The 25,080-nt window shown below is 62.9% G+C and carries 21 protein-coding genes, 14 pseudogenes and 2 other annotated features (1 of these 37 only partly in view); of the genes and pseudogenes, 19 read left to right on the plus strand and 16 right to left on the minus strand.

Annotated features, from left to right (window positions below):
- Positions 1-97 (plus strand): annotated as a pseudogene (locus D1793_RS19005) (IS3 family transposase); it begins 1,048 nt to the left of the window's first position.
- A 62-nt stretch (positions 98-159) separates the two neighbouring features.
- On the opposite strand, the pseudogene D1793_RS19945 reads toward D1793_RS19005, so the two are convergent.
- Positions 160-1,366 (minus strand): annotated as a pseudogene (locus tag D1793_RS19945) (IS3 family transposase); the annotation flags it as partial.
- A gap of 2 nt (positions 1,367-1,368) precedes the next feature.
- Complete coding sequence (locus D1793_RS19950) at positions 1,369-2,478, minus strand: sodium ion-translocating decarboxylase subunit beta (protein WP_240407735.1); 1,110 nt, start codon at positions 2,476-2,478, stop codon at positions 1,369-1,371.
- 36 nt (positions 2,479-2,514) lie between these two features.
- Positions 2,515-3,777: a sequence feature (23S ribosomal RNA rRNA prediction is too short), on the plus strand.
- On the opposite strand from D1793_RS19950, the gene D1793_RS19035 reads away from it, so the two are divergent.
- The 3 genes from D1793_RS19035 to D1793_RS20070 all read left to right on the plus strand — a co-directional run bounded on the left by D1793_RS19035 (position 3,776) and on the right by D1793_RS20070 (position 5,853).
- Positions 3,776-4,936, plus strand: a complete 1,161-nt coding sequence (locus tag D1793_RS19035; RefSeq protein ID WP_205527594.1) for a TRAP transporter large permease — start codon at positions 3,776-3,778, stop codon at positions 4,934-4,936. Its footprint overlaps the feature before it by 2 nt.
- Before the next feature lie 31 nt (positions 4,937-4,967).
- A complete protein-coding gene (locus D1793_RS19040) occupies positions 4,968-5,564 on the plus strand; it encodes a chlorophyll a/b-binding protein (protein WP_119023484.1) in 597 nt (198 codons plus the stop codon).
- A complete protein-coding gene (locus D1793_RS20070; RefSeq protein ID WP_276111022.1) occupies positions 5,536-5,853 on the plus strand; it encodes a chlorophyll a/b-binding protein in 318 nt (105 codons plus the stop codon). Before D1793_RS19040 ends, D1793_RS20070 begins: the two co-directional genes overlap by 29 nt.
- A 190-nt stretch (positions 5,854-6,043) precedes the next feature.
- Here the strand turns inward: D1793_RS20070 and gpmI are convergent.
- Together gpmI and D1793_RS19955 are read right to left on the minus strand one after the other, a co-directional pair.
- Positions 6,044-7,039: pseudogene (gene gpmI / locus D1793_RS19050) on the minus strand (2,3-bisphosphoglycerate-independent phosphoglycerate mutase); the annotation flags it as partial.
- Positions 7,040-7,048: 9 nt separating this feature from the next.
- A pseudogene (locus D1793_RS19955) lies at positions 7,049-7,225 on the minus strand (hypothetical protein); the annotation flags it as partial.
- Here D1793_RS19955 and D1793_RS19960 point away from each other — a divergent pair.
- Positions 7,172-7,978, plus strand: coding sequence for a dioxygenase (locus tag D1793_RS19960; RefSeq protein ID WP_240407852.1), 807 nt, complete (start codon positions 7,172-7,174; stop codon positions 7,976-7,978). The pseudogene D1793_RS19955 and the gene D1793_RS19960 overlap by 54 nt on opposite strands.
- A gap of 174 nt (positions 7,979-8,152) precedes the next feature.
- Complete coding sequence (locus D1793_RS19065; RefSeq protein ID WP_205527595.1) at positions 8,153-8,311, plus strand: hypothetical protein; 159 nt, start codon at positions 8,153-8,155, stop codon at positions 8,309-8,311.
- Between the two features lie 20 nt (positions 8,312-8,331).
- On the opposite strand, the gene D1793_RS19070 is transcribed toward D1793_RS19065, so the two are convergent.
- Positions 8,332-9,324: a TRAP transporter substrate-binding protein gene (locus D1793_RS19070; protein ID WP_119023488.1), complete on the minus strand. Its 993-nt coding sequence runs from the start codon at positions 9,322-9,324 to the stop codon at positions 8,332-8,334.
- A gap of 56 nt (positions 9,325-9,380) precedes the next feature.
- On the opposite strand from D1793_RS19070, the gene D1793_RS19075 reads away from it, so the two are divergent.
- The 6 genes and pseudogenes from D1793_RS19075 to eno all read left to right on the plus strand — a co-directional run.
- A complete protein-coding gene (locus tag D1793_RS19075) occupies positions 9,381-10,106 on the plus strand; it encodes a chlorophyll a/b-binding protein (protein WP_119023489.1) in 726 nt (241 codons plus the stop codon).
- Positions 10,107-10,175: 69 nt separating this feature from the next.
- A pseudogene (locus D1793_RS19080) lies at positions 10,176-11,159 on the plus strand (IS66 family transposase); the annotation flags it as partial.
- A gap of 77 nt (positions 11,160-11,236) precedes the next feature.
- Positions 11,237-11,440 carry a tripartite tricarboxylate transporter TctB family protein gene (locus D1793_RS19965; protein WP_240407736.1) on the plus strand — a complete coding sequence of 68 codons (204 nt, stop codon included), beginning with the start codon at positions 11,237-11,239 and terminating at the stop codon, positions 11,438-11,440.
- 31 nt (positions 11,441-11,471) lie between these two features.
- The gene (locus D1793_RS19090) at positions 11,472-12,161 is read left to right on the plus strand and encodes a tripartite tricarboxylate transporter permease (RefSeq protein ID WP_240407737.1); all 690 of its coding nucleotides are present in this window, start codon (positions 11,472-11,474) and stop codon (positions 12,159-12,161) included.
- 62 nt (positions 12,162-12,223) lie between these two features.
- Positions 12,224-12,892: pseudogene (locus D1793_RS19095) on the plus strand (tripartite tricarboxylate transporter substrate binding protein); the annotation flags it as partial.
- Between the two features lie 25 nt (positions 12,893-12,917).
- Positions 12,918-13,923 (plus strand): annotated as a pseudogene (gene eno / locus D1793_RS19100) (phosphopyruvate hydratase); the annotation flags it as partial.
- Positions 13,924-14,024: 101 nt separating this feature from the next.
- On the opposite strand, the pseudogene D1793_RS19105 reads toward eno, so the two are convergent.
- The 4 genes and pseudogenes from D1793_RS19105 to D1793_RS19120 form a co-directional block, all read right to left on the minus strand.
- A pseudogene (locus D1793_RS19105) lies at positions 14,025-14,363 on the minus strand (BCCT family transporter); the annotation flags it as partial.
- Between the two features lie 93 nt (positions 14,364-14,456).
- Positions 14,457-14,786: pseudogene (locus tag D1793_RS19110) on the minus strand (transposase); the annotation flags it as partial.
- A 112-nt stretch (positions 14,787-14,898) separates the two neighbouring features.
- A complete protein-coding gene (locus tag D1793_RS19115) occupies positions 14,899-15,642 on the minus strand; it encodes a chlorophyll a/b-binding protein (RefSeq protein ID WP_119023490.1) in 744 nt (247 codons plus the stop codon).
- A gap of 261 nt (positions 15,643-15,903) precedes the next feature.
- A complete protein-coding gene (locus D1793_RS19120; RefSeq protein WP_119023491.1) occupies positions 15,904-16,515 on the minus strand; it encodes a transposase in 612 nt (203 codons plus the stop codon).
- A 22-nt stretch (positions 16,516-16,537) separates the two neighbouring features.
- Between D1793_RS19120 and D1793_RS19970 the strand changes: the two genes are divergently transcribed.
- Complete coding sequence (locus D1793_RS19970) at positions 16,538-17,221, plus strand: restriction endonuclease subunit S (protein ID WP_240407738.1); 684 nt, start codon at positions 16,538-16,540, stop codon at positions 17,219-17,221.
- Positions 17,215-18,167 (minus strand) — a sequence feature (16S ribosomal RNA rRNA prediction is too short). Its footprint overlaps the gene before it by 7 nt.
- Positions 18,168-18,252: 85 nt before the next feature.
- Here the strand turns inward: D1793_RS19970 and D1793_RS19135 are convergent.
- Positions 18,253-18,786, minus strand: a complete 534-nt coding sequence (locus D1793_RS19135; protein ID WP_119023492.1) for an ISAs1 family transposase — start codon at positions 18,784-18,786, stop codon at positions 18,253-18,255.
- Positions 18,787-18,793: 7 nt separating this feature from the next.
- On the minus strand, positions 18,794-19,726 hold the full coding sequence (locus D1793_RS19140) for a gamma-glutamyltransferase (RefSeq protein WP_346426387.1): 933 nt from the start codon (positions 19,724-19,726) through the stop codon (positions 18,794-18,796).
- Positions 19,727-19,929: 203 nt separating this feature from the next.
- On the opposite strand from D1793_RS19140, the gene D1793_RS20075 reads away from it, so the two are divergent.
- Entirely contained in the window at positions 19,930-20,124 is a 195-nt protein-coding gene (locus D1793_RS20075; RefSeq protein WP_276110637.1) for a hypothetical protein, read from the plus strand.
- 76 nt (positions 20,125-20,200) lie between these two features.
- Here the strand turns inward: D1793_RS20075 and D1793_RS19155 are convergent, their stop codons facing one another.
- The 3 genes from D1793_RS19155 to D1793_RS19165 are packed head-to-tail and all read right to left on the minus strand — an operon-like array spanning position 20,201 to position 21,418.
- Entirely contained in the window at positions 20,201-20,470 is a 270-nt protein-coding gene (locus D1793_RS19155; RefSeq protein ID WP_119023494.1) for a hypothetical protein, read from the minus strand.
- Positions 20,467-20,688: an EF-Tu/IF-2/RF-3 family GTPase gene (locus D1793_RS19615; RefSeq protein ID WP_162900036.1), complete on the minus strand. Its 222-nt coding sequence runs from the start codon at positions 20,686-20,688 to the stop codon at positions 20,467-20,469. Before D1793_RS19615 ends, D1793_RS19155 begins: the two co-directional genes overlap by 4 nt.
- The gene (locus D1793_RS19165) at positions 20,681-21,418 is read right to left on the minus strand and encodes an ISAs1 family transposase (RefSeq protein WP_276111026.1); all 738 of its coding nucleotides are present in this window, start codon (positions 21,416-21,418) and stop codon (positions 20,681-20,683) included. Before D1793_RS19165 ends, D1793_RS19615 begins: the two co-directional genes overlap by 8 nt.
- 87 nt (positions 21,419-21,505) lie before the next feature.
- Here D1793_RS19165 and D1793_RS19170 point away from each other — a divergent pair.
- The 3 genes and pseudogenes from D1793_RS19170 to trkA all read left to right on the plus strand — a co-directional run.
- Positions 21,506-21,700 (plus strand): annotated as a pseudogene (locus D1793_RS19170) (prolipoprotein diacylglyceryl transferase family protein); the annotation flags it as partial.
- A gap of 38 nt (positions 21,701-21,738) precedes the next feature.
- Positions 21,739-22,104, plus strand: coding sequence for a cation transporter (locus tag D1793_RS19175; RefSeq protein ID WP_119023497.1), 366 nt, complete (start codon positions 21,739-21,741; stop codon positions 22,102-22,104).
- A gap of 72 nt (positions 22,105-22,176) precedes the next feature.
- A pseudogene (trkA, locus tag D1793_RS19180) lies at positions 22,177-22,812 on the plus strand (Trk system potassium transporter TrkA); the annotation flags it as partial.
- A 248-nt stretch (positions 22,813-23,060) separates the two neighbouring features.
- Here trkA and D1793_RS19185 read toward each other — a convergent pair.
- Positions 23,061-23,453, minus strand: a pseudogene (locus D1793_RS19185) (chromate transporter); the annotation flags it as partial.
- A 111-nt stretch (positions 23,454-23,564) separates the two neighbouring features.
- Positions 23,565-24,020, minus strand: coding sequence for a ribulose bisphosphate carboxylase small subunit (locus D1793_RS19190; protein WP_205527596.1), 456 nt, complete (start codon positions 24,018-24,020; stop codon positions 23,565-23,567).
- Here D1793_RS19190 and D1793_RS19195 point away from each other — a divergent pair.
- Both D1793_RS19195 and D1793_RS20145 read left to right on the plus strand, forming a co-directional pair.
- Positions 24,012-24,626, plus strand: a pseudogene (locus D1793_RS19195) (heavy metal response regulator transcription factor); the annotation flags it as partial. The gene D1793_RS19190 and the pseudogene D1793_RS19195 overlap by 9 nt on opposite strands.
- 35 nt (positions 24,627-24,661) lie before the next feature.
- Positions 24,662-25,078, plus strand: a pseudogene (locus tag D1793_RS20145) (benzoate 1,2-dioxygenase large subunit); the annotation flags it as partial.
- Between the last annotated feature and the right edge of the window lie 2 nt (positions 25,079-25,080).

A 25,080-nucleotide genomic window follows, 5' to 3' on the forward strand; every position in this document is an offset into this window, starting at 1 on the left:
GACCTATATCGAGATGGAGTACAACAGCTGCCGGCTCCACTCGACCCTTGGCTACCACACGCCGAGGGAGATCGAGAAAATCGCGGAAGCAGCTTAATAAAAGTGTCCGCTACGACTTGACCAGAACATGAACTGACCCCCAATAGTTGGACGTTTCATTCAGCCGGCGCCCAAGGCCTGAGTCCTGTACTGTACGGGGCTCAGGCCTCTTAGTTTCAACCTGATGCGCTCGTGGTTGTAGTAATGGATGTACTGATCGAGTCCTTGCTGCAACTGCTCAAGGGTGTCGAACCGGTTTAGGTGGAAATACTCGGCCTTCAGGGTCCCGAAGAAGCTCTCCATTGCGGCGTTGTCCAGACAGTTCCCTTTCCGCGACATGCTGCGCAGTATCCGCTTCTCCACCACCAGACGGCGATAACTGGGGTGGCGATAATGCCAGCCCTGATCCGAATGGAGCAGTGGCCGATCCCCTGGCCTCAGTCTGTCAAAAGCTTTCTTCAGCATACCCTTCACCAGGTCGAACACCGGGCGCGGCCCTGTCTGGAAGGCAATGATCTCTCCGTTATACAGATCCATGACCGGTGACAGGTAAAGCTTCTGACCATTGACCTTGAACTCGGTGATGTCTGTCACCCACCGCTGGTGGGGGCGCTGAGCCTGAAACCGGCGCTGCAACGTATTGGGAGCTGAACGGTCTTGTGGTTGATCGTCTCTCCTGTCTGCCGCAAAACGGCGGTGATGCGCCGGTAGCCATAGCGCCCTTTGTGGCGGTCGTAGATTGCCTGGATACGCACCTTCAGCGACGCGTACTGATCGTCACCGCCCAAGACCTGGATCTGATAGTAGAACGTGCTGCGCGGCAGCTCAGCCGCACGCAGCAGCAGAGCCAGCGGATGTTCATGCCTTAACCCTTGGACGGCCAGGGCTTTTTGCCCCGCGTCGCCGCCCTCTTCTCCCGGATCAAGGCATCGAGCTTTTTTAGGTAGGCATTCTCGGCACGCAGATACGCCAACTCCTTGAGCAGCTCCTCCTGGGAGCGCTCATCATCCGGCGGTGGTGGTGGGGAAGGCGGCTTCTTGGTCATCGGGCGGCGTCCCTTTCGCTTTGGCTCCAGTGCAGTCAGACCACCACTATGGTACTGACGCTCCCATCTGCCAATGGCGCCGCACTCGCGAATATCAAACAAGGCCCCCGTCTGGCGCCGTGACAAGCCATCTCGCCACATCGTTTCAAGGACCTGTAGCTTGAAAGCCGCGCTGCGGGGCGTGTATTTCTTGCGCAGGCCCACCACGCCATGCTGACGGTAGCTATCCCGCCACCTCCGTACCTGAGAATGGTCCAGGCCATGCTGGCGAGCTACCTCCCGCCTCAGCCCAGGTACTTGATCATCACCCCCGCGGCCACCGCCGAGCCGATCACCCCGGCCACGTTGGGCCCCATGGCGTGCATCAGCAGGAAGTTGTGCGGGTTGGACTCCAGCCCCACCTTGTTGGCCACCCGGGCTGCCATGGGCACCGCGGAGACCCCGGCGGCGCCGATCAGCGGGTTGATCGGCATCTTGCTCATCACGTTCATCAGCTTGGCCATCAGGATGCCGGCGGCGGTGCCGATGGCGAAGGCCACCATGCCCAGCGCCATGATCCCCAGGGTCTCCAGGGCCAGGAAGCTCTCGGCCATCAGCCGCGAGCCCACGGCCAGGCCCAGCACGATGGTGACGATGTTGATCAGGGCGTTCTGGGCGGTGTCGGTCAGGCGCTCGACCACGCCGCACTCGCGCATCAGGTTGCCGAAGCAGAACATCCCCAACAGCGGCGCGGCGTCCGGCAGGAACAGCGCCACCAGCATCAGCAGGGCCAGCGGGAAGACGATCTTCTCGAGCTTCGACACCGGGCGCAGCTGCGTCATGGTGATCTCGCGCTCCTTCCTGCTGGTCAAGAGCTTCATGATCGGCGGCTGGATCATCGGCACCAGCGCCATGTAGGCGTAGGCGGCCACGGCGATGGCCCCCAGCAGCTCCGGGGCCAGCACGCTCGACACGTAGATCGAGGTGGGGCCGTCGGCGCCGCCGATGATGCCGATGGCGGCGGCCTGCTCGAGGGAGAAGTCCATCCAGCCCAGGGCCGACAGGCCCACCGCGCCGAACACCGTGGCGAAGATGCCGAACTGCGCCGCCGCGCCCAGGAACAGGGTGCGCGGGTTGGCCAGGAGCGGCCCGAAGTCGGTCATCGCCCCCACGCCCATGAAGATCAGCAGCGGGGCGATGCCCGAGGCGACCGCGACCTGGTAGAAGGTGTAGAGCAGGCCGTCGCCGTAGCCGACGTTCATGGCCACGTCCTTGGCGGCACGCAGCTGGTCCGGCGAGGCGCCGTGGTCGACCAGCGCCTTGAGGGTGGCCCGCCAGGCCTCCTCGCCGGCCAGCGGGTCCAGGGTCGCCCCCAGCGCCATGGCCATCTGGTGGAGCACCGCGGGGCGCGCCACCTCGATGGCCTGGTCCAGGGCCGAGATGGCCAGGCCCGCCTCGGGAATGTTGGCCAGGATGCCGGCGAAGCCGATCGGCACCAGCAGCAGCGGCTCGAACTTCTTGGCGATGGCGAGAAGGAGTCTAACATGCATGCGAGCTGGTGGGTGGCAAACCCATGAAGCGCAAGTAACCTGACTGGTGGGATGGCCTGTGCCTGCACCATCGACCGACCATGATCTTCTGTGAAAGGTTCGAGTACGAGCATGCCTGTTGGGACCCGAAAGATGGTGAACTATGCCTGAGCAGGGCGAAGCCAGAGGAAACTCTGGTGGAGGCTCGTAGATGTGCTGACGTGCAAATCGCTTTTCGGACTTGGGTATAGGGGCGAAAGACTAATCGAACCATCTAGTAGCTGGTTCCCTCCGAAGTTTCCCCCAGGATAGCTGGAGCTCATTTCAGTCGACTCGGGTAAAGCGAATGATTAGGGGCGAAAGACTAATCGAACCATCTAGTAGCTGGTTCCCTCCGAAGTTTCCCCCAGGATAGCTGGAGCCCATTTCAGTCGACTCGGGGAAAGCGAATGATTAGGCGCTCAGGGGATGAAACATCCTCGACGCATTCTCAAACTTTAAATAGGGTCGTTGTCTGGGTTGCTTAATTGAACCCAGGCCCTTAGATGAGAGCTCCAAGTGGGCCATTTTTGGTAAGCAGAACTGGCGATGCGGGATGAACCGATAGCCGAGTTAAGGCGCCAAACTGCGCGCTAACCTAGATCCCACAAAGGGTGTTGATTGATATAGACAGCAGGACGGTGGTCATGGAAGTCGAAATCCGCTAAGGAGTGTGTAACAACTCACCTGCCGAATCAATTAGCCCCGAAAATGGATGGCGCTGAAGCGCGCGGCCTATACTCGGCCATGGGGACAAGTGCGAGGTCCCCATGAGTAGGAGGGCGTGGGTGTCGTGGCGCAGCCTGCGGCGTGAGCCGGGGTGAAACGGCACCTAGTGCAGATCTTGGTGGTAGTAGCAAATATTCAAATGAGAACTTTGAAGACTGAAGTGGAGAAGGGTTCCATGTGAACAGCAATTGGACATGGGTTAGTCGATCCTAAGAGATGGGGTAATCCTGTATCAAGGGGACGATTCGTCCCGCCCATCGAAAGGGAAAAGGGTTAAGATTCCCTTACCTGGACAAGGCGGCTGACGGTAACGTAAGCGAGCCCAGAGACGCCGGCGTTGGCCCTGGGAAGAGTTCTCTTTTCTTTTTAACAGCTCGAAGGCCCTGTGACCGGCAACTGGAACGCCGCCGAGGCGATGGCCGCCCGGCGGGTGGTGGACACCGCCATGGACTACGGCCTGTCGGTGATCCCGCTGTTCATCCTGATGGGCAACTTCGTCTCCCATGCTGGGCTGTCGGATGCGCTGTTCCGGGCCTCCAACGGCTTCTTGGGGCATCGTAAGGGCGGCCAGGCGATGGCCACCATCGTCGCCTGCGGCGGGTTCAGCGCCATCTGCGGCTCGAGTCTGGCGACCTGCGCCACCATGGGGCGGGTGGCCATGCCGCAGATGCGCAAGTACGGCTACAAGGACTCGCTGGCCGCGGCCTCGATCGCCGCCGGTGGCACGCTGGGCATCCTGATCCCGCCCAGCGTGATGCTGGTGATCTACGGCATCCTCACCGAGACCAGCATCCGCGAGCTGTTCGCGGCCGGGTTCATTCCCGGGATCCTGGGGATCTTCCTCTACCTGGGGGCGGTGAAGTGGGTGCTGTGGCGCGACCCGGATGCCGGTCCCGCTGGCGAGAAGGTGCCGTGGCCCGAGCGCTTCCAGGCGCTGAAGAGCGTGGGCAGCACGCTGGCGTTGTTCGTGCTGGTGATCGGCGGCATCTACCTGGGGGTGTTCACGCCCACCGAGGCGGCGGGCATCGGTGCCATGGGGGCCTTCGTGATCGCCCTGTGGCGCCGGGCGCTGACGCCGAAGGTGCTGATGGCGGTGCTGATGGACACGGTGCGGACCACGGCGATGCTGTTCGCGGTGGTGCTGACGGCGCTGATTTTCGCCAACTTCGTCAACCGTGCCGGGTTACCGGGCGACCTGCTGGCGCTGGTCAACGGGCTGAACGTGGCGCCCTTCGTGGTGATCCTGGTGATCATCGCCATCTACGTGGTGCTGGGCTGCGTGTTCGAGAGCATGTCGATGATGCTGCTCACCGTGCCGGTGTTCTTCCCGGTGGTGGCGGGGCTGGGCTTCGACCTGGTGTGGTTCGGGATTCTGGTGGTGATCGTGATCGAGATCAGCCTGATCACGCCACCGGTGGGGATGAACGTGTTCGTGTTGCGGGCGGTGTTGCCGGATGTTTCCACGGGGACGATCTTCCGCGGCGTGACGCCGTTCTGGGTGGCCGGTACGATACGGGCGCTGCTGGTGCTGGTGTTCCCGGCGATCGTGCTGTTCCTGCCCCAGCTACTCTATTGATGGCCGCCTTCCTTGCCGACAAGCATTCGCCATGGCCTCCACGCTTGCTGTTCGCGCACTGGCGGGCACCACCCGCGGCAGCGCCTCGCGCAACGCTTCCAGGGGCAAGAAGACGGTGACCCGCGCCGTGGAGTTCTATGGCCCTGACCGCGCCAAGTGGCTGGGCCCCTTCTCCGAGGGCGCTGTGCCCTCCTACCTCAAGGGCGAGTTCCCTGGTGACTACGGCTGGGACACCGCCGGCCTGTCTGCCGACCCCGAGACGTTTGCGCGGTACCGCGAGATCGAGGTCATCCACGCCCGCTGGGCCCTGCTGGGCGCGGTCGGCATCCTCACCCCCGAATACCTGCAGCGCCAGGGCTTTGTGGACTTCGGAGAGTCTGCAATCTGGTTCAAAGCTGGGGCTGCGATCTTCAATGACGACGGCCTCAACTACCTGGGCAACCCCTCCCTGGTGCACGCCCAGTCCATCGTGGCCACCCTGCTGGTGCAGCTGATCCTCGTCGGCACCGCTGAGGCGTACCGCGTGGCGGGCGAGGGGCCCGTGGACACCTCGGGCGACAAGCTGTACCCTGGCGGCTTCTTCGATCCCCTGGGCCTTGGTGCAGCTGATCCTCGTCGGCACCGCTGAGGCGTACCGCGTGGCGGGCGAGGGGCCCGTGGACACCTCGGGCGACAAGCTGTACCCTGGCGGCTTCTTCGATCCCCTGGGCCTGGGCGACGACCCCGACACCCTGGCCGAGCTCAAGGTGAAGGAGATCAAGAACGGCCGCCTGGCGCTCGTCTCCGTGTTCGGCTTCTTCGTGCAGGCGCTGGTCACCGGCGAGGGCCCGCTGGAGAATTTGGAGAAGCACCTCGCAGACCCTTGGAACAATAACGGCTTCGCGTACGCACAGCAGTTTGTGCCCGGCCTCAAGTAAAACGAATCGATCAACACATTGAGGCAGCACACACAACGTGCGCACCCCCGGCATGGCTTTGATTCCGCACTGCAGTCTTGATTAATGCACCCCCCCTAATGAGCACTGCTGAGCCGACACATATTGAACACTGCATGCCCTAGCCCTTCCCCTGCCCGCCTGTATGAGCTCGCCGCCCTTTGTACCCATAGACGCTACGCTTGCCTGTAACCTCGCCCAGGGTGTTGGTGAGCGACGCCGGCGGGAAGGCCGCGGGGGCGGGGATGTCGGCGGCGTACTGGGTCAGCATCACCAGGCCGTCGGCGGCGAGACGCGGGCAGACGCGGCGCTCGAAGCCGGCGAAGGCGTCCTCGACGAAGGCGCGGGTCAGCTCCCGGGCGCGGTCGGCGCGGAAGTTCATGAAGATGGCGGCATCGCCCTCCTCGAGCACCACCGGGGCGCCGGTGGGGCGGATGCTGGTCGCGGCCACGAACTCGTCGGTCTCGCCGCGCTCGTAGGCGGCGCGCAGCCCCTCCTCGGCACTCACCGCCTCGAACTCGCCGACGCCCTCGGTGAGCAGGCGGTAGGCCTTCTCGACGCGATCCCAGCGGTTGTCGCGGTCCATGGCGTAGTAGCGGCCGATAATGGAGGCGACGAAGCCGTTGTCGGCGCCGACCAGCTCGGCGAGGCGACCGTTGGCGCGCTCGAGGGAGGCCAGGGCGCTCTTGGGCGGCATGTCGCGACCGTCCAGGAAGCCGTGGACGTAGATACGCTGCGCGCCGCGGCGGGCGGCCAGCTCGGCCATGGCGATGAAGTGCTCCTCGTGGCTGTGCACGCCGCCCGGGGAGAGCAGGCCCAGCAGATGCACCGCCCGGCCCGCCGCCACGGCGGCATCGATGGGCGCGGTCAGGGCGTCGATGAGATCCAGGTCGCCGTCCTCGATCGCCTTGGTGATGCGGGTGAAGTCCTGGTAGACGACGCGGCCGGCGCCGAGGTTCATGTGGCCCACCTCGGAGTTGCCCATCTGGCCGTCGGGCAGGCCCACGTGGCGGCCGTCGGTGTGGATCAGGGTCGCCGGATGTTCCTGCTGCAGGCGATCCATCACCGGGGTGCGGGCGGCCAGCACGGCGTTGTGGGCGGCGTCCGGGTTATGGCCGTAGCCGTCCAGGATGATCAGGGCGACCGGGTTAGGGGAGATATCGCTCATGTCGTAGCCTCACTTTCCATTTTCGGACAGGCCAGGCTGTTGCTGACCCTGGATCGCACTTCGGCCAGGGTATCTCGCATGCGCCCCCAGCTCGTTCTCGATCACCAGCAGGCGGTTGTACTTGGCCACGCGATCGGAGCGGCACAGCTCAACGCCCTGGGCGGCCAGACCCAGTTCGGCCTGCTCTCGCCGGGCCTGGGCTTCGACCACTTCCTGGACATGCGCCAGGACGCCATCGACGCCGAGGCCAAGCGCCTGGGCGGCACCCCGCGCACCATCGAGGGCCCGCTGTATGTCGCCGGCGCCCCGGAAGCCGAAGGCTTCGCGCGCATGGACGACGGGAAGGATCAGGACGGCGAGACCATGTGGCTGACCGGCCAGGTGCGCGACGTCGACGGCACCCCGATCGCCGGCGCCAAGGTCGAGATCTGGCACGCCAACTCCAAGGGCGGCTACTCCTTCTTCGATCCGACCCAGTCCGAGTACAACCTGCGTCGCACCATCTATACCGATGCGGAAGGCCGCTACACCGCGCGCAGCATCATCCCGTCCGGCTACGGCGTGCCGGAAGGCGCCCCCACCGACGTGGTGCTGAAGTCCCTGGGCCGTCACGGCGAGCGTCCGGCGCACATCCACTACTTCATCTCCGCGCCGGGCCACCAGCACCTGACCACCCAGATCAACCTGGCGGGCGACCCCTACACCTTTGATGACTTCGCCTTCGCCACCCGCGAGGAGCTGGTGGTGCCGGCCGAGCGCATCGAGGCCCAGGACGTGATCGCCCAGCGCGAGCTGGACGGCCCGTTCTCCGAGGTGGTGTTCGACATCGAGCTGGCCAAGACCGACGTGGCTGAGCTGCAGACCCGTCACGCCCGTCCGCGTGCCAAGGAAGACGAGCAGGACCAGCACAGCCAGCTGGCCGGCACCGCCAAGGTCTGAGCCTCAGCCCCCTGACCCCCGCGTCGGCCTCGGCCGACGCACCCCCCCAGATTCGCAGAATGCATGTCTCGCCATGGCGGCTCGCCGCCATGGGTTGGGGGAGCCTTGGCGCCCGCCAGGACGAGACATGCCTGACCCAGACAGCGTCTCTCACGAGACCCAGGAGTTCCGATCATGACCACCCAGCTTGATCAACTCGAAGCGCGCGTCCGCGGCGCCGTCGTCGACGACGCCGAGAAGGGCATCTTCCGTTGCCACCGCAGCATGTTCACCGACCCGGCCTTCTTCGAACTCGAGATGAAGCACGTCTTCGAAGGGGCCGGTCACGCATGACCGGCCCATGGGCAGGCGGCTCAGCAGTCGCTGTTGCGGATACGGGTCAGCATGGCGTCGCCATACTGCTCGACGAAGCGCGCGTGCACCGCGTCCACGGCGTCCTGGAAGGGCGTCGCATCGACCTCGGTGTTCACCGTCATGCCCTCGCCGCGCAGAAACGCCACGCCCTCGTCCTCCAGCCGCGAGACCTCGGCACGGGTCGCCTCGGCCCCGGCGCGGGCGGCTTCGATGAACCAGCCGCGCTGCTCGTCGCTGAGGCCGTCAAGCAGCACCGGCGAGCCAAGGATCACCGCCGGCGAGTAGACATGCCCGGTCAGCGACAGCTGGTCCTGTACCTCGTAGAGCTTGGCCGCCGTGATGACCGTCAGCGGGTTCTCCTGGCCGTCCACGGTGCCCTGCTGCAGGGCGGTGAACAGCTCCGGCATGGCCATCGGGGTGGGGCTGGCGCCCAGGGTCTCGAAGGCGTCCTGATGGATGCGGTTCTCCATGGTGCGGATCTTCAGGCCACGGACGTCGCTAGGCTGGGTGATCTCGCGGCGGCTGTTGGTGATGTGGCGAAAGCCGTTCTCGGCCCAGGCCAGGCCGACCAGGTCATGCTCGCCCATCTGCCCGAGCAGCTCCTGGCCGATCTCGCCGTCAAGGACGCAGCGGGCCTGGTCGTAGCTGGTGAACAGGAAAGGCAGGTCGAGCACATAGGTGTCGGGCACGAAGTTGCCCAGCGGGCCGGTGGAGGTGATGACCACGTCCACGGTGCCGATCTGCAGGCCCTCGATCATGGCCCGCTCGCCGCCCAGCGAGCCGCTGGGGTGCTCGGCGGCGGTGAACTCGCCGCCGGAGAGCTGCTCGAGGGTCTCCTTGAAGGCGCGATAGCCTTCGCCGTAGTGGGATTCGCTGGGAATGGCGTAACCGACGTTGACCTCCGTGGCGGCCTGGGCCGGGAGGATCAGCGCAGTGGCGACGATGCCGCCGATGGCGGCAGTGAGGGCGCGGCGTGCGAAACGCGTGGTCATGGCAATGTCCTCGATTGTTGTTGTGACCCGAGACTAGGTCACCCAATCTCGTCACCATGCAGGCCGCTCTCGCTCAGCGTCTGGCTCTGGTCAAGCCCACCCGGGGCGCCCGCAAGCAGGTGACCCGCGCCGCCGTCGAGTTCTACGGCCCCGACCGCGCCAAGTGGCTGGGCCCCTTCTCCGAGGGCTCCGTCCCCTCCTACCTGAAGGGCGAGTTCCCCGGTGACTATGGCTGGGACACCGCCGGCCTGTCTGCCGACCCCGAGACCTTCGCGCGCTACCGCGAGATTGAGGTCATCCACGCCCGCTGGGCCATGCTCGGCGCCCTGGGCTGCCTGACCCCCGAGCTGCTGCAGAACAACGGCGCCGCTGACTTCGGCGAGGCGGCCGTCTGGTTCAAAGCCGGCGCTTCGATCTTCAACGAGGACGGCCTGAACTACCTGGGCAACCCCTCCCTGATCCACGCCCAGTCCATCGTGGCTGTGCTGCTGACCCAGCTGGTGATCATGGGCGGCGAGGGCCCCGTGGAGACCAGCGGCGACTCCCTGTACCCCGGCGGCTTCTTCGACCCCCTGGGTCTGGCTGACGACCCCGACACCCTGGCTGAGCTGAAGGTGAAGGAGATCAAGAACGGCCGCCTCGCCATGTTCTCCATGTTCGGCTTCTTCGTGCAGGGCCTGGTGACCGGCAAGTCCCCCCTGGAAAACCTGGCTGACCACCTTGCTGAGCCGTCTGTGAACAACGGCTTCGCGTCCGCCACCAAGTTCCTGCCCCTGGCCTGAACGCCGTGTTAACCTGGAGCGACCTGGGCATCCCATATTAACGGCGGCCAGCCGGTTTTGGACAAGCAGCCACCGTCCCAGGATCCCAATCGCCAGCGCCGCTCGCGCGCCAAAGGCGAGCGGCGCCCCGGCGGACAGCCAGGGCATGAGGGTAAGACGTTGGCGCCGGTGACGGACCCCGACGAGGTGGTCAAGCTCCGTGTCGATCGTCGGCAACTCCCCAAGGGGCGTTCTTACCGCCCGGTCGGCGTCGAAACGCGCCAAGTGCAGGACATCGTAATCCAGGCCGTGGTCACCGAATATCAGGCTGAGGTCCTCGAAGATGATCAGGGGCAACGCTACGTGGCGCCATTCCCCGAGGGCGTGACTCGCCCCATCCAGTATGGCCCTCGCCTCAAGGCGCATGTCGTCTATCTCTCCCAGTATCAGCTGTTGCCCTATGCGCGTATCCGCGAGTTGCTCACCTCGCAGTGCGGCCTGTCGCTGAGCACCGGCACCCTGTTCGCCTTCAACCAGGAGGCCTACCAGCGGGCCGAGGCGTTCGCCGAGTGGGTGATCCCGGCGCTACGTGAAGCAGCCACCGTCCATGCCGATGAAACCGGAATGCAGGTCGGTGGCAAACGCTACTGGCTACACAGCGCCTCCAACGAGGCCCTGACCTGGTTGGCCCCGCACCCCAAGCGCGGCCAGGAAGCGATGGACGCCATCGGCGTATTGCCCTTCGTGCGTGGCGTGCTGGTGCATGATCACTGGAAGCCCTACTACCGCTATCCGGATTGCCGGCACGCGCTCTGTAATGCGCACCACCTTCGGGAGCTGACAGCGGCCTGGGAGAACGATGGCCAGGCATGGGCCAAGGCCTTGCATGACCTGTTGTTGGAGATGCATCGCGCCGTGGAGGTGGCCGACGGCTGCCTCTCGGCCGATGAGACCCGAGCCTGGCGGCAGCGCTATCGAGATTGCCTGGCGAAAGGGGACGCCGAGTGCCCCCCGCCGGTGAAACCGCCACCTGGAACGCGAGGCCGGGCCAAGCGCACCAAGTCGCGCAACCTCAAGGGGTGCTGGTCGCTGACGATGGTGAGGAGAGCGGGCGTCGCTTCGAGCGTGGTCCATGGTTACGTTTTGCGCTGATGGTGTTGGCACTAGTGGTATATGTTGGCCTGTTCGAGATGCTGGGCGCCATCATTAGCGGAATTCTCGCCACTCTGATCCTGTTTGTCGCCCATCCTGTGCGCACCTTGTGGGTCTACAGTCTGGCCGTTGCCTTCCCGGTAGGCGTATCGCTGCTGTTTACCGAGGTCATGAACGTTCCGCTTCCGATGCTGCCGTTCTGACCCGATGGCCATCCTCAAGATCTGGTGAGATATGGATAATATTACTGAAGTACTCCAGTTATTCCTTGCGACAGAGAACTTTATCGCGATAGCGGTAGGGGTGGTGGTTGGTGTCACCGTCGGCTCGATCCCTGGTCTTACCGCCACCATGGCGGTGGCCCTGGCACTACCCTTTACATTCTCCATGGAGCCGGTGGCCGCCATCCTGTTGCTCGTGGGGATCTATAAGGGGGGCATGTATGGCGGTTCGATTACCGCGATTCTGATCCGTACGCCGGGATCGCCGGCATCGGCCTGTACGTTGCTGGATGGCTATCCGCTTGCCCAGCAGGGTAATGCGAAGAAAGCGCTAAAAATGGCGCTCTACTCCTCTGTCATTGCAGACTTTATCTCTAATATTGCGCTCATCTTCTTTGCCGCCTATCTGGCCAAGATAGCGCTCAACTTTGGTGCCCCAGAGTTTTTCTGGCTGATTTGCTTCTCACTGACCATCATCATATCGCTGGCCAGTGGCTCCATGATCAAGGGGCTGATTGCGGCCCTGCTGGGTATCCTGCTCTCATTGGTAGGGTTGGATTCGGTGTTTGGCTCTCAGCGGCTGACCTTTAATAATTATAACCTGATGGACAGTATCTCGTTCATTCCGCTGTTGATAGCTCCCTGGCGGCTAGCAAAGGATAACTCCTATAGGCGATTTGATCATCCGGGACCCTACATTTAGCCTCAAGCCTGGCACTTACCAGCACCGCTCATGCGGATGACTTCCCCAATCAAGACATTCGCATGGTGATTCCCTATGGCCCTGGTGGTGCCACCGACATCATCTTCCGCCTTGTCTCTCAAGAAGCTGAAAAGCATCTCGGTGTGTCGATTGTACCCGTCAACATGGCCGGCGCCGGGGCTACACTAGGCTCCCGTCACGTCAAGGATGCCCGCCCCGATGGCTACACCCTGCTAGGCAGTCACGACAGTGTTGCGCTATCAAAGCTCGCCGGCATGGTTGACTACTCCTATGACGCTTTCGAGCCAGTTGCCCTTTTGACCCAAACGGTCAACATCCCGACGACTTACCCCGGCCATCCGGTAACAAATGCAGGCGAAATGGCTGACTATATTCGCGACAACCTTGGTCAGGTTCGCTTCAGTATGATACCGACCTCGACCGACCACTTCTTTTGGGCACAGCTATTCAATGCTCTCGACCTAGATATCAACGACGTGCGCCTGATCGGGTATGCGGATACTGGTGAGCAAGTATCAGCCCTGATGGCGGAAGAAATTGACTTCACCATTACCAACATCCCGTCAGGGGCGTCATTCTATGAAAACGGCACACTTATTCCACTAGGCGTAGCACACTCAGAGCGGCTTAATGGCCTTGACGACACACCAACGCTCCAAGAGCTGGGCATCGACATGGTCAATGCTACCAGCCGAGGCCTGTTTGCTCCGAAGGGCACTCCCCAAGAGCGAATCGATGTCATCGCAGCAGCATATGAAAAAGCTCTTAGTTGTAGGGTCCCGGATGATCAAATCGCCTATAGGAGTTATCCTTTGCTAGCCGCCAGGGAGCTTCCCGCGAGGCCCTGGAGCTGCGCGACGGCGACAAGAGCCGCTACCTGGGCAAGGGCGTGCTGAAGGCGGTCGAGGCGGTCAACGGTGCCATTCGCGAGTGCCTGGTCGGCATGGATGCCCGCGATCAGCGCGGCCTGGATGACGCCATGCTGGCCCTCGACGGCACCGACAACAAGGCCAAGCTTGGCGCCAACGCCATCCTGGCCGTGTCGCTGGCCGCCGCCAAGGCCGCGGCCGACGCCAAGGGCATGCCGCTCTACGCCCATATCGCCGAGCTCTACGGCCAGCCGGGCCAGTACAGCATGCCGGTGCCGATGATGAACATCCTCAACGGCGGCGAGCATGCCGACAACAACGTCGACATCCAGGAGTTCATGGTGCAGCCGGTGGGCGCCCCCAACTTCCGCGAAGGCCTGCGCATGGGCGCCGAGATCTTCCACGCCCTGAAGAAGGTGCTCTCCGCCCGCGGCCTCTCCACCTCGGTGGGCGACGAGGGGGGCTTCGCGCCGAACCTCGAGTCCAACGCCGAGGCGCTGGCGGTGATCAAGCAGGCGGTGTCGGACGCCGGCTACCGGCTCGGCAGCGACGTGACCCTGGCGCTGGACTGCGCCTCCTCCGAGTTCTTCAAGGAGGGCCAGTACGACCTCGCCGGCGAGGGCAAGCAGTATGACGCCGCCGGTTTCGCCGACTACCTGGCCGGCCTGTGCGACGACTACCCCATCGTCTCCATCGAGGACGGCATGGACGAGTCTGACTGGGCCGGCTGGAAGGCGCTGACCGACAAGCTGGGCGACCGCGTGCAGCTGGTGGGCGATGACCTCTTCGTCACCAACACCCGGATCCTCAAGCGCGGCATCGACGAGCAGATCGGCAACTCCATCCTGATCAAGTTCAACCAGATCGGCTCCCCTCTCGACTTCCCTCCATACACAAGACTTGAGCTTAACTCAACGCTGTAGAACAAGAGTCCAATGCCCATGCCGGCGGCGAACAACATGCCGAACCAGTCGAGCCGGCTGAACTCCGGGCGTGCATCGGGTCCGCCAAGGCGAATGCGTGCCAGCGGTGTAAAAAGTAGGTAGAGCGCAAACAGCAGCACGGCATTCATGATAAAGATGAGCAGCCAGCCGGTGGAGCCCGCCAGTGCCCCCTGCAGGCGCGAGAACAAGTCCGCCGCCGTTTCGCCGCGAAGGCCCACAAATGCCAGCAGCAGGGCAATGATGGTGGACGAGACGATAAACAGGCTCATCCGCTTGAACGATTGCATGTTGACGGGCTCCGTTGGTGAATACTGCAGCAAGTGATGCGCTGTCAGGAAAGCGGGTCTGACTGGACAGTTAGCCTGCATAACTATATATAAATTCGCAAAAGGCTTATACTGATAGATTTTTTTGTTCAGGCATATGTGCCGTAATACGTAAGGCGGGCGTAACTGTTTAGCTCACGCCGCCTGATCCGTGGCTGTAGGCTGCATGAAGGATGGCACATCACCCGCAAACAGTTGCTCCAGTGCGGTATGCGCCGCCACCCCTTGCTTGACGGCGGTCGAGAGGAAGCTGCGCATCCGGCAGAAGATCTCCGCCCCCTCCCAGGAGCGGAAACAGCCCGAGATTTTCTGCTGGACCTTGGTCATCCGCAGATCACGCTCTCCCTGATTGTTGGTGAAGGGCGCGGCGGGATCGTCGAGGAAGCGCAACACGTCGTCCTCGTACGCCCGGAGGCGTTCCAGCAGGTTGCGCGACTTGGTGCGCTTGGCCCGGCCTCGCGTTCCAGGTGGCGGTTTCACCGGCGGGGTACAGACGCCGCTGCTGCCTGTTGCCGCGAGTGGCCGTAAACTCAGCGGGCGGGCGAGCGGGCGGCGCCAGTCAAGCGACGGAAACAGCTTAGTAGCCGATGCCGGCGGACTTGGGGGCGTAGTCCACCCAGAAGTTGGTGGCGTCGGGGGCCGCCAGGTGGTCAGCCAGGTTCTCAATGGGGCCCTTGCGGGTGATCAGGCCCTGCACGCCGAAGCCGAGCATGGACACCATGGCCAGGCGGCCGTTCTTCAGCTCCTTAACCTTCAGCTCAGCGAAGGTGTCGGGGTCGTCAGCCAGGCCCAGGGGGTCGAAGGCCTCACCGGGGTACAGGGCATCCAGGCCCTCGCCGGCCGGGCCGCCGTTGACGCGGTAGCCCTCAATCAGGCCCATGAGCACCAGCTGGGTCAGCAGGATGGCCACGATGGACTGAGCGTGGATCAGGGAGGGGTTGCCCAGGTAGTCAAGGCCGCCCTCCTGGAAGATCTGGGCGCCAGCCTTGAACCACACAGCCTCGCCGAAGTTGGCGACGCCGTTGCGCTGCAGCAGCTCGGGGGTCACGCAGCCCAGGGCGCCGAGCATGGCCCAGCGGGCGTGGATCACCTCCAGCTCGCGGTAGCGGGCGAAGGTCTCGGGGTCGGCGGACAGACCCGCGGTGTCCCAGCCGTAGTCACCGGGGAACTCACCCTTCAGGTAGGAGGGGGGGTTGGAGAAGGGGCCCAGGAACTGGGGGCGGTTGGGGCCATACCACTCCACGGAGGCGCGGGTCACCTGGCGGGTGGCCCGGCCGGAGGGCTTGATGGCAGCCAGACGCTGGGACAGAGCGGCCTGCATGTTGATGTGTGGCTTGGTTTCAGGATGGGAGAGGTGTGGGACATGAACTTCGACAGCGATACCAATGTCATCGACGTCGCCGTCAGACGGCTACCCCGGATGTTGCACCGGGCCGACCAGACGCTCTCAGGTTTCAGGCCCGGAGAGTGTGATCCCTCTCCGGGCCTGAAATTGGCTATATATTGATCAAATTGCTGAGTTCAGGACGCACTGCCCCCAACCCCCATGTGTTTTCTGTGCCGGGGACAGCACGCCGCGGCGCTATCCCGGCACCAGCTTGCTGGCCAGCTTCAGGAAAAGGTCCTGCTCCGGGTACTGGCTGCTCAACATCAGCCGAATCGTGCGCGTGTTGCGGGTGATGACAGCGCCGATCTTCAGCAGCTTCAGGCGGATGGTATTGACCTGGGCTTGGGCGAAGGCGGTGCGCTTAAGGTAAATCCGACGCAGCCGCTCCAGGAGCAGGTAGGCCAGCCCCGAGAGCAGCAGTCGGTACTGATTGGGCCACCATTGGTGGCAGCTGGTGCGGTCTGAGAACAGGAGCTGCTGCTCCTTGATGCGGTTCTCCATCTCGCCTCGGGCGCAGTAGCGGTGGTCGTAGAGCCACTCTGCGCTGCAGCCGCGCAGGTTGGTCACCACGTAGCGGGTGTTGAAGCCACGCCAACTGGTCTCGGATTTGACGACCACCTTTCGTCGGCGCTTCTTCCAGCTCTTGGCGGCGTACTCGATGAAGCCGAAGACTCGCTGCTTCTCACGGGTCTTCTCGAAGCGGATAGCTGACTCGTAGTCGATATCCAGGGCTAGCTTGGCCAGCCGCGGGTTGCCGGCGAGGCCGACGATGTAGTCGACACCGTGGCGCTCGCACTGACCGATCAGTCAGACAGGACTGCCGCCTGACTTGCCGTACACAGGATTTGACAATAACTCTGTCAGGAAAGGGGATGTCGAAAGCTTGGGTTTTTTATGTCCTCCTTTGGAGGAGCAGAAAGCCATCGCCGATAAGCTGGATGAGCTGCTGGCTCAGGTCAATAATCTGAAAGCCCGCCTGGATGCGATTCCCGCTATCCTCAAGCGGTTTCGGCAATCGGTGCTGGCAGCGGCAGTAACTGGGGGGCTGACGGAGGAATGGCGCCATACTCACAACAAAAAGCAGTGGGAGTTTCGGCCGTTAGGTGATCACCCGGTTGATGTTCAGACTGGTCCATTTGGAAGCCTGCTTCATAAGTCAGACTATGTGGATGGTGGTGTTCCATTCATCAATCCAATGCATATAAATGATGGAAAGGTGACGCCATCACTGAATATGACGGTAACAGAAGCAAAAGCAGAAGAGCTCGCAAGATACTCTCTCAGAAAGGGAGATGTAGTGCTTGGAAGAAGAGGTGAGATGGGGCGGTCTGCGGTGATAAAAAGCAGTCAGCCTCTATTGTGCGGTACTGGCTCTCTCTTCCTCAGGCCTAGTTTGTCACGGGTATTTTCTGATTTTTTATCTCTCTATCTGCGCTCTCCCAAAACGGTCTATGCCTTGGAGTCTGGGTCGGCAGGGTCAACCATGGTCAACCTCAATCAAAAAATATTGTAACTATTCAGCACCGGTTGGCTGAGTCGGGGCTTCTTGCTGCATGAAGGCTGGCACCTCCCTTCCGTCAATTCCTTTAAGTTTCAGCCTTGCGACCATACTCCCCCCGGAACCCAAAAACTTTGATTTCTCATAAGGTGCCGGCGGAGTCATCGAAGAAACATCCGCCGATCCCTAGTCGGCATCGTTTATGGTTGAGACTAGGACGGTATCTAATCGTCTTCGAGCCCCCAACTTTCGTTCTTGATTAATGAAAACATCCTTGGCAAATGCTTTCGCAGTAGTTCGTCTTTCATAAATCCAAGAATTTCACCTCTGACAATGAAATACGAATGCCCCCGACTGTCCCTCTTAATCATTACTCCGGTCCTACAGACCAACAGGATAGGCCAGAGTCCTATCGTGTTATTCCATGCTAATGTATTCAGAGCGTAGGCCTGCTTTGAACACTCTAATTTACTCAAAGTAACAGCGCCGACTCCGAGTCCCGGACAGTGAAGCCCAGGAGCCCGTCCCCGGCAACAAGGTGATAGGCCAGAGTCCTATCGTGTTATTCCATGCTAATGTATTCAGAGCGTAGGCCTGCTTTGAACACTCTAATTTACTCAAAGTAACAGCGCCGACTCCGAGTCCCGGACAGTGAAGCCCAGGAGCCCGTCCCCGGCAACAAGGTGGGCCCTACCAGTGCACACCGAAACGGCGGACCGGCAGGCCCCACCCGAAATCCAACTACGAGCTTTTTAACTGCAGCAACTTAAATATACGCTATTGGAGCTGGAATTACCGCGGCTGCTGGCACCAGACTTGCCCTCCAATTGTAGCTCCTACTGGTAAAGCGCTGCGAAGCCCGTCGTAGAGCGGTTTTTCATGCGTTTTCCCTGCTGAGCGGGAGACGATCTCCCGTGGCATCGCCACTCGCCAGTCCTTTAGGCGAATCGCCCAGCAGCTGGGGCGCTCTGTTTCTACGGTGAGCCGGGAAGTCAGGGAAAACGCATGAAAAATCCTACACCGCGAGAATGTCCGCGAGGTAGGTCTCATCCAGCGCGGCTTTCTTCTGCTTTCGCCGGATGCCGCCTTTGAAACGAGTCTCCCCTTTCAGATAATTCAAGGCGATGTGACGCATCCTGGCGAGGTTTTCCGCCGCCTGTCCTCGGTGAATTTTGCAGGCGTTTATTCTCCACATGCCAATGCTGGCGAGCCGCTTCGGCGAGCTTCTTGGCGCTCAGGTCGGCAGAGCTGATGTAGTAGCGGATCATCGGGGCTTCTGGCACCCCATCGCCTTCTTGGCGGAAACTCATCACCACACCTACCGTTTTTAGCCCTGGCCATTCATAGCTAAGCTCTTGAAATTCCTCAGTAACGTCGCTGACAATATGGTATCTGGTCTCTTGCCGGCCACGGTTCTTCTCATCCGTGACATAGGCGTCACCCTCGAAGCTGGCCACCTTGGCCATGGGAAATGCGGCTTCGAAGGCGTCAGCCAAGGCGGGCTGATTGTCCTTCACCGACAGCAGGTAGTCGGCACCCTTCTGCAGGATCTGAGTGGCGATCTTCTTCTGGCACCCCATGGCATCGCTACCAGGGCAGCACGGCGCCGTCGGTGCGCGGTTCGGTGCCACCGCTCAGCACGCCGGTGTCGCGGTCGCGCAGGATGATCTGGCCGCGGCCGAAGCTGATGGTGTCGGCCACCTTGACGATGTGGTGGCCGCGCCGGGCCAGCGCCTGGGCGAGGTGGTCGGGGAAGTGGGGCTCCACCTCCACGGTCCTGCCCTTGGTCCACTTCCAGCGCGGCATGTCGAGGGCCGCCTGGGGGTTGAGGTGGTCCTGCAGCATGCTGGTCACCACCTGCACGTGCCCCTGGGGCTGCATGTAGCCGCCCATCACCCCGAAGGGGCCCACCGCCTCGCCGTCCTTGGTGATGAAGCCTGGGATGATGGTGTGGTAGGTGCGCTTGCCCGGGGCCAGGGCGTTGGGGTGCTCGGGGTCCAGCGAGAAGGACCAGCCGCGGTTCTGCAGGCTGATGCCGGTGCCGGGGACCACGATGCCCGAGCCAAAGCCTTTGAAGTTGCTCTGGATGAACGACACCATGTTGCCCTCGCCGTCGGCGGTGGCGAGATACACGGTGCCGCCGCTGAGCGGGTTGCCGTGGACCGGGTCGAGGGCATCAAAGCCGATCAGCCCGGCGCGGGCCTTGAGGTAGTCGTCGGCGAGCATCTGCTCGACGCTCGGGCGCATGGCCCCCTGCTCGGTGATATGGGCGAAGCCGTCCACGTAGGCCAGCTTGGTGGCCTCGATGCGCCGGTGCAGGGTCTCCACCGGGTCGCGAACATCAAGCTGTTCAACGCCACCGCCGCCGAGGACCTGGTGGTGAAGCAGGACGAGAAGAACGGCAAGTACGTGGCGGGTGCAGTGACCAACTGGACGCTGGTGTCTCTCAACCACGACACCCAGATGTGCATGGACCCCAATGTGATCGAGTCCAAGGTCATGATCTCCTCCTGCGGCCACGACGGCCCCATGGGCGCCGCCGGCGTGAAGCGCCTCATGCGCCTGGGCATGGTGGAGAAGGTGCCGGGCATGGGCGCCCTTGATATGAACACCGCCGAGGACTCTGTGGTGGACCGCACCCGCGAGGTGGTGCCCGGCATGGTCATCTGCGGTATGGAGGTGGCTGAGCTGGACGGCTGCCCCCGCATGGGCCCCGCGAGGTGGTGCCCGGCATGGTCATCTGCGGTATGGAGGTGGCTGAGCTGGACGGCTGCCCCCGCATGGGCCCCACCTTTGGCGCTATGTACATGTCCGGCCTCAAGGCTGCCCAGGTCGCGCTCAACTCCCTGCGCCGGCAGCAGGAGGAGGAGGCGGCCGCTGAGGCAGGCCAGGAGGGCAAGGAGATGGTGGCCGCCTAAGCCAGCTGGACTCGCCACAGCTCCTCGCCTTTCAAGCCTTTCAGGCTGGCGTAGCGCTGTCCGCAGCAGCCGCCAGTCAGCTGCAAGTGTACTTCAGCCTTTGTTGAGCTCGCTGCCGCCTCTGATTGCGGTTGGCCTTGAGGCTGTGGGGGGCCTCCAGCTTCTTGCCGCCGGTCTCCTTGCCCACCTTCCAGTTGATACCGGTGATGCGGCAGGCGGAGCGGCCGCAGCGCACAAAGCCGATGGGGGAGTAGCCCGCCTTGACCTCGCCGGGGATGTCCAGGGTCTGGATCTGGGCGGTGAAGTCCTTCACCTGCTTCAGGGTGGCGTCCGACTTGAGGATCATGACATCGCCAGTGCGGGGCATGTTGCCCTTGTCCAGGCCCTTGATGTCATGCCCACGTTGTCGCCGGGGCCGGCCTTGTCCACGCGCTTGTGGTGCATCTCCACGGTGAACACCTTGCCCTCGCACTTGTTGGCGGCGGTGTGGGTGGGCATGAAGATGACCTCATCGCCGGGCTTGACGATGCCCTGCTCCACGCGGCCCGCCAGCACATCACCCACACCCTTGATCTTGTAGATGCCGGAGATGGGCAGGCGCAGGGGCGCGTCGGTCTTGCGCTCGGGCACCTTCACGTAGTTGTTCAGCGCGTCCAGCAGGGTGTCGATGTGCACGGTGGAGTTGTCGGCGGCGACAGCGTCCACACCCTTCCACCAGCAGGTAGTCGGCACCCTTCTGCAGGATCTGAGTGGCGATCTTCTTCTGGCACCCCATGGCATCAATCGTCACCAGACAGCCTTGCAGATTGAGGAGCTTGAGCAACTCGGGGATCGCTGTGATCTCGTTGGACTTTTCGGCCGTCTTGACCTGGCCGAGCACCACGCCATTCGCCGCACTGAAGGCACTGACCATGTGGATCGCCCCTTTGCCCTTCCCTCGGCAGTACGATCCACGCAGCGTCTTGCCATCGATGGCCACCACCGCGCCCTCCGTCACATCGTGACAGGCCTTCATCCACTCGGCGAATGCGCTTTGCAGCTGCTCGGCATTCACCAGGGCCATCACCCTGGCCAGAGTGTCATGGCTGGGCACGCCAGCCTCAAAATCGCCGTACTGGCGCAAAAAATCGAGCTTAGCGTGGCCAAAATCCTCGATTTCGTCCCAACCCTCGGCACCACAGATCACCGCACAGACCGTCAGAAACAGGATATCCGACAGCTGATGCTGCACTTTCCACGCCTGGCGGAAGTCGGGAACAATCGATAAATGGTGCATGAGCGATGGTGTCAGCATGAGGTCATCCATGAGCAAAAGTCGTTAGATGACCACATTAGCTCCTACTGGTAAAGCGCTGCGAAGCCCGTCGTAGAGCGGTTTTTCATGCGTTTTCCCTGTCCCCAGATTGACCCGGTGGCCATCAGACTCGGCCCGTTCGCGATTCACTGGTACGGCCTGATGTACGTGGTCGGCATCGTCGCCGCCTGGTGGCTGGGCCGCCTGCGCGCGCATCGCCTGGGCCTGACCCATGATGATATCGGCGACCTGATCTTCTACGCCGCCGCCGGCGTGGTGCTGATCGCCGGGTCGCGTCGTCAAACCAAGGAGGTAACATCATGAGCCATCACGATCATCGTGTCGGTGTATCCGAGATCCACCTGGTAACCCGGCACCTGAAGCTCGAGCCCAACGATGAGGCGGCGATAGGCGCCGCAGTGGCCGACATCGATGTGCTGTACGGGCTGGATAGCGTCTTCTACGACGCCAAAAAGCACCGGCTGGATTTCGCCTATGACGCGACGCGGCTGTGTCTCGACTGCATCGAGGAGATTCTCGAGAAACACGCCGTGACCATCAGCCAGGGGTGGTGGAACCGGTTCAAGAAAGAGCACTACCGATTCGTCGATCAGAATGTGAAGGATAACGTCCGCCAGGAGCCTTGGAGCTGTCATCAGTCGCCGCCTAAGGGAAGGAGGAAGTGACAGGACGAAGGCACGGACTCGCCAGGGGCGGAGGCGGCCCGGTGAGGCAACTTCTGGCCACTCCGGAATTCCGCCGAGCACCTGGAGCACAGCCACCAGGTGAAGATCATCGAGCACAACCTGGAGCGCTGCACGGTGCTCTCCGAACGCCTCGACCGCACCGTGGTGCTGCACGGCAGCGCCACCAGCAAGCGGCTGCTGGAGGAGGAGAACATCGAGGAGTGCGACATCTTCTGCGCGCTGACCAACGACGACGAGGTCAACATCATGTCGTCGATGCTGGCCAAGCGCATGGGGGCCAAGAAGGTGCTGACGCTGATCAACAACGCCGCCTACGTGGACCTGGTCCAGGGCGGCGAGATCGACATCGCCATCTCGCCCCAGCAGGCCACCATCGGCAGCCTGCTGACCCACGTGCGGCGCGGCGATATCGTCAACGTCCACTCCCTGCGCCGCGGCGCGGCGGAGGCCATCGAGGCGATCGCCCACGGCGATACCCAGTCGTCGAAGGTGGTGGGCCGCGCCATCGGCGAGATCGAGCTGCCCCGGGGCACCACGATCGGCGCCATCGTGCGCGGCAAGGAGGTGTTGATCGCCCACGACGACGTGGTGGTGGAGTCCGGCGACCACCTGATCCTGTTCGTGATCGACAAGCGCCGCATCCGCGACGTGGAGCGGCTGTTCCAGGTCGGCCTGACCTTCTTCTGACAGGCCAAGCGACCAGAGTTATTTACCAAGCGGGTAATCAATCACACGGGACCCGACAGCTAAACCAAAAGCTGCAACAGCAGTGGTAATGCTCAGTTTTGAACGCGTCATATGGAACACCTTTTCTATTTTAGTGGTGTGGTTGTAGGCCACCGGGTAGCCGGTGGTGAGTGAGCGCGTGCTCCCGCTTGGGGTCTTGTTATGGGCCCGGTCTACCGGGCGGGTCGTTCGGGTCGGGGCCGAGGTCATCAGCCGAGGAAGAGTCCTCCATAGACGAGCGCCCCCAGCACCACGAAGGCGGGGTGGGCGCGGAAGCGAAGCAGGGCAACGGCGGCGGCGATGCCGATCACCAGGGTGTGGAGCAGGCCGACGCCGTCGACGCCCTCCAGGAAGAAGCCGAGGGTCAGCCAGCCCATCATCAGGGCAATGACCGGACGGACCCACTGGCTCATGCGCTTGACCCGGGGCGACTCCCGGTGGCGATAGAGCAGGCCCAGGGCCCCCAGCATCAGCAGCAGCGACGGCACCACCGTGGCCAGCACGGCCACCAGGGCGCCCCCTGCACCGGCCACCTCGTAGCCGACCTGGCCGGCCATCTTGGTGGCGATGGGGCTCGGCAGGGCGTTGCCCAGGGCCAAGGAGGGCGGGCGGCTCCGGGCTGCCGCCGCTGCAAAAAATGTATGCTGCAGTGCGCCGTCAGCCCTGGTAAAGGGGCGTCAGGGGCACAGTCTGGCCATCATGCCGCAGACCGCTTACACGGAGCGGGTGGAGGGGCCCTGGTAGTCGCGCACGGAGGCGGGGCGGTTGACCAGGAAGCCAGTCACCTGCACCTGGCGCACGGGGTCAAAGCCCACCACGCGGATGTAGGCGTCGGGGAAGGCGCGGCGGCACGCCTGCACCTCGCGCAGCACCTGGCCGCCGTCGGTGCAGCCGAACATGGGCAGCTTCCACATGGTCCAGTAGCGGTTGTCGTAGTACAGGCAGGTGGTGTTCTGCATGCGCACGCAGTTCTCGTTGCTGGTGTAGGCAGACTCAGCACCCGCGAACTCGAGGCAGGGGGTCCAGCCGTTGGACACGACGTAGTCCACCTGGCGGGAGATCTCCGCGTCGGTCATGGGGGGCAGGTACGAGAAGGTCTCGAAGAACTTGTTGTTCAGGGGGGTCCACACCTGCATGGCGGTGGTCTTCTTGATGGTGGCATTGCTCACGGTGCGGGCCGCGAAGGTGAGTTATTGATTGTTGAGGACGAGCCAAAGACCGGCGACTATCTGGCGCAAGGCCTTAGAGAAGCCGGCTTCGTCGTTGACCTGGCGCGCGATGGCCTGGATGGCCTGCACTTGGCACAGACCGGGGAGTATGACCTGCTGCTGCTTGACGTCATGCTGCCTGGGATGGATGGCTGGACCATCCTACAAATGGTGCGCCGCGCAGGGCAGGACGTACCCGTACTGTTTTTGACCGCACGAGACGAGGTCGACGACAGAGTGCGGGGGCTCGAGCTCGGTGCGGATGACTACCTGGTCAAGCCGTTCGCCTTCTCCGAACTGCTTGCCAGGGTCCGCTCACTGCTACGGCGCGGGAAGGCACGTGAGCCAGAAGTGTTCCGGGCCGCCGACCTGGAGCTCGACCTGCTACGGCGACGAGTCACTCGAGCCGGCGAGCGGGTCGACCTCACCGCCAAGGAGTTTGCACTGCTCGAGCTCTTGATTCGACGCCAGGGAGAAGTCCTCCCCCGTTCACTGATCGCCTCCCAGGTGTGGGACATGAACTTCGACAGCGATACCAATGTCATCGACGTCGCCGTCAGACGGCTACCGAGAACGGCGCCGACGGCTACCACGTCAGCACCGTGCACTGGAACTACGCCTCCACCATGGACCGCCGCAACTACGAGGCCGGCGGCACCAAGGCGGTGGACGCCGACGGCTGGTCGAAGAGCCAGGGCGGCTTCTACTCCTATGAGAACGGCCACATGCTGCTGTGGACCCGCCTGCTCAACCCCGAGGTGCGTCCGGTCTACCAGAACCGCGAGTGGATCCAGGCGCAGTTCGGCGAGGCGCGTGCCGACTCCATCGTCAACCAGACCCGCAATCTCTGCCTCTACCCCAACGTCTACCTGATGGACCAGTTCTCCACGCAGATCCGCGTGCTGCGTCCGATCAGCGTCGACGAGACCGAGGTGACCATCTACTGCTTCGCGCCCAAGGGCGAGTCCGCCGAGAACCGTCGCGTGCGCATCCGCCAGTACGAGGACTTCTTCAACGTCTC

Origin of the sequence: Halomonas sp. JS92-SW72 (genome assembly GCF_003547075.1) — a bacterium.
GTDB classification, from domain to species: Bacteria; Pseudomonadota; Gammaproteobacteria; order Pseudomonadales; family Halomonadaceae; genus Halomonas; species Halomonas alkalicola.

Coding starts and splice junctions, on each gene's coding strand:
- D1793_RS19165 (WP_276111026.1), bottom strand. CDS start 21,418: ATGCTGACACCATCGCTCATGCACCATTTATCGATTGTTCCCGACTTC.
- D1793_RS19035 (WP_205527594.1), top strand. CDS start 3,776: ATGGCCGCCCGGCGGGTGGTGGACACCGCCATGGACTACGGCCTGTCG.
- D1793_RS19070 (WP_119023488.1), bottom strand. CDS start 9,324: ATGACCACGCGTTTCGCACGCCGCGCCCTCACTGCCGCCATCGGCGGC.
- D1793_RS19965 (WP_240407736.1), top strand. CDS start 11,237: ATGGTGTTGGCACTAGTGGTATATGTTGGCCTGTTCGAGATGCTGGGC.
- D1793_RS19040 (WP_119023484.1), top strand. CDS start 4,968: ATGGCCTCCACGCTTGCTGTTCGCGCACTGGCGGGCACCACCCGCGGC.
- D1793_RS19175 (WP_119023497.1), top strand. CDS start 21,739: ATGAGCCATCACGATCATCGTGTCGGTGTATCCGAGATCCACCTGGTA.
- D1793_RS19075 (WP_119023489.1), top strand. CDS start 9,381: ATGCAGGCCGCTCTCGCTCAGCGTCTGGCTCTGGTCAAGCCCACCCGG.
- D1793_RS19065 (WP_205527595.1), top strand. CDS start 8,153: ATGACCACCCAGCTTGATCAACTCGAAGCGCGCGTCCGCGGCGCCGTC.
- D1793_RS19090 (WP_240407737.1), top strand. CDS start 11,472: ATGGATAATATTACTGAAGTACTCCAGTTATTCCTTGCGACAGAGAAC.
- D1793_RS19155 (WP_119023494.1), bottom strand. CDS start 20,470: ATGATCCTCAAGTCGGACGCCACCCTGAAGCAGGTGAAGGACTTCACC.
- D1793_RS19135 (WP_119023492.1), bottom strand. CDS start 18,786: ATGGGGTGCCAGAAGAAGATCGCCACTCAGATCCTGCAGAAGGGTGCC.
- D1793_RS19115 (WP_119023490.1), bottom strand. CDS start 15,642: ATGCAGGCCGCTCTGTCCCAGCGTCTGGCTGCCATCAAGCCCTCCGGC.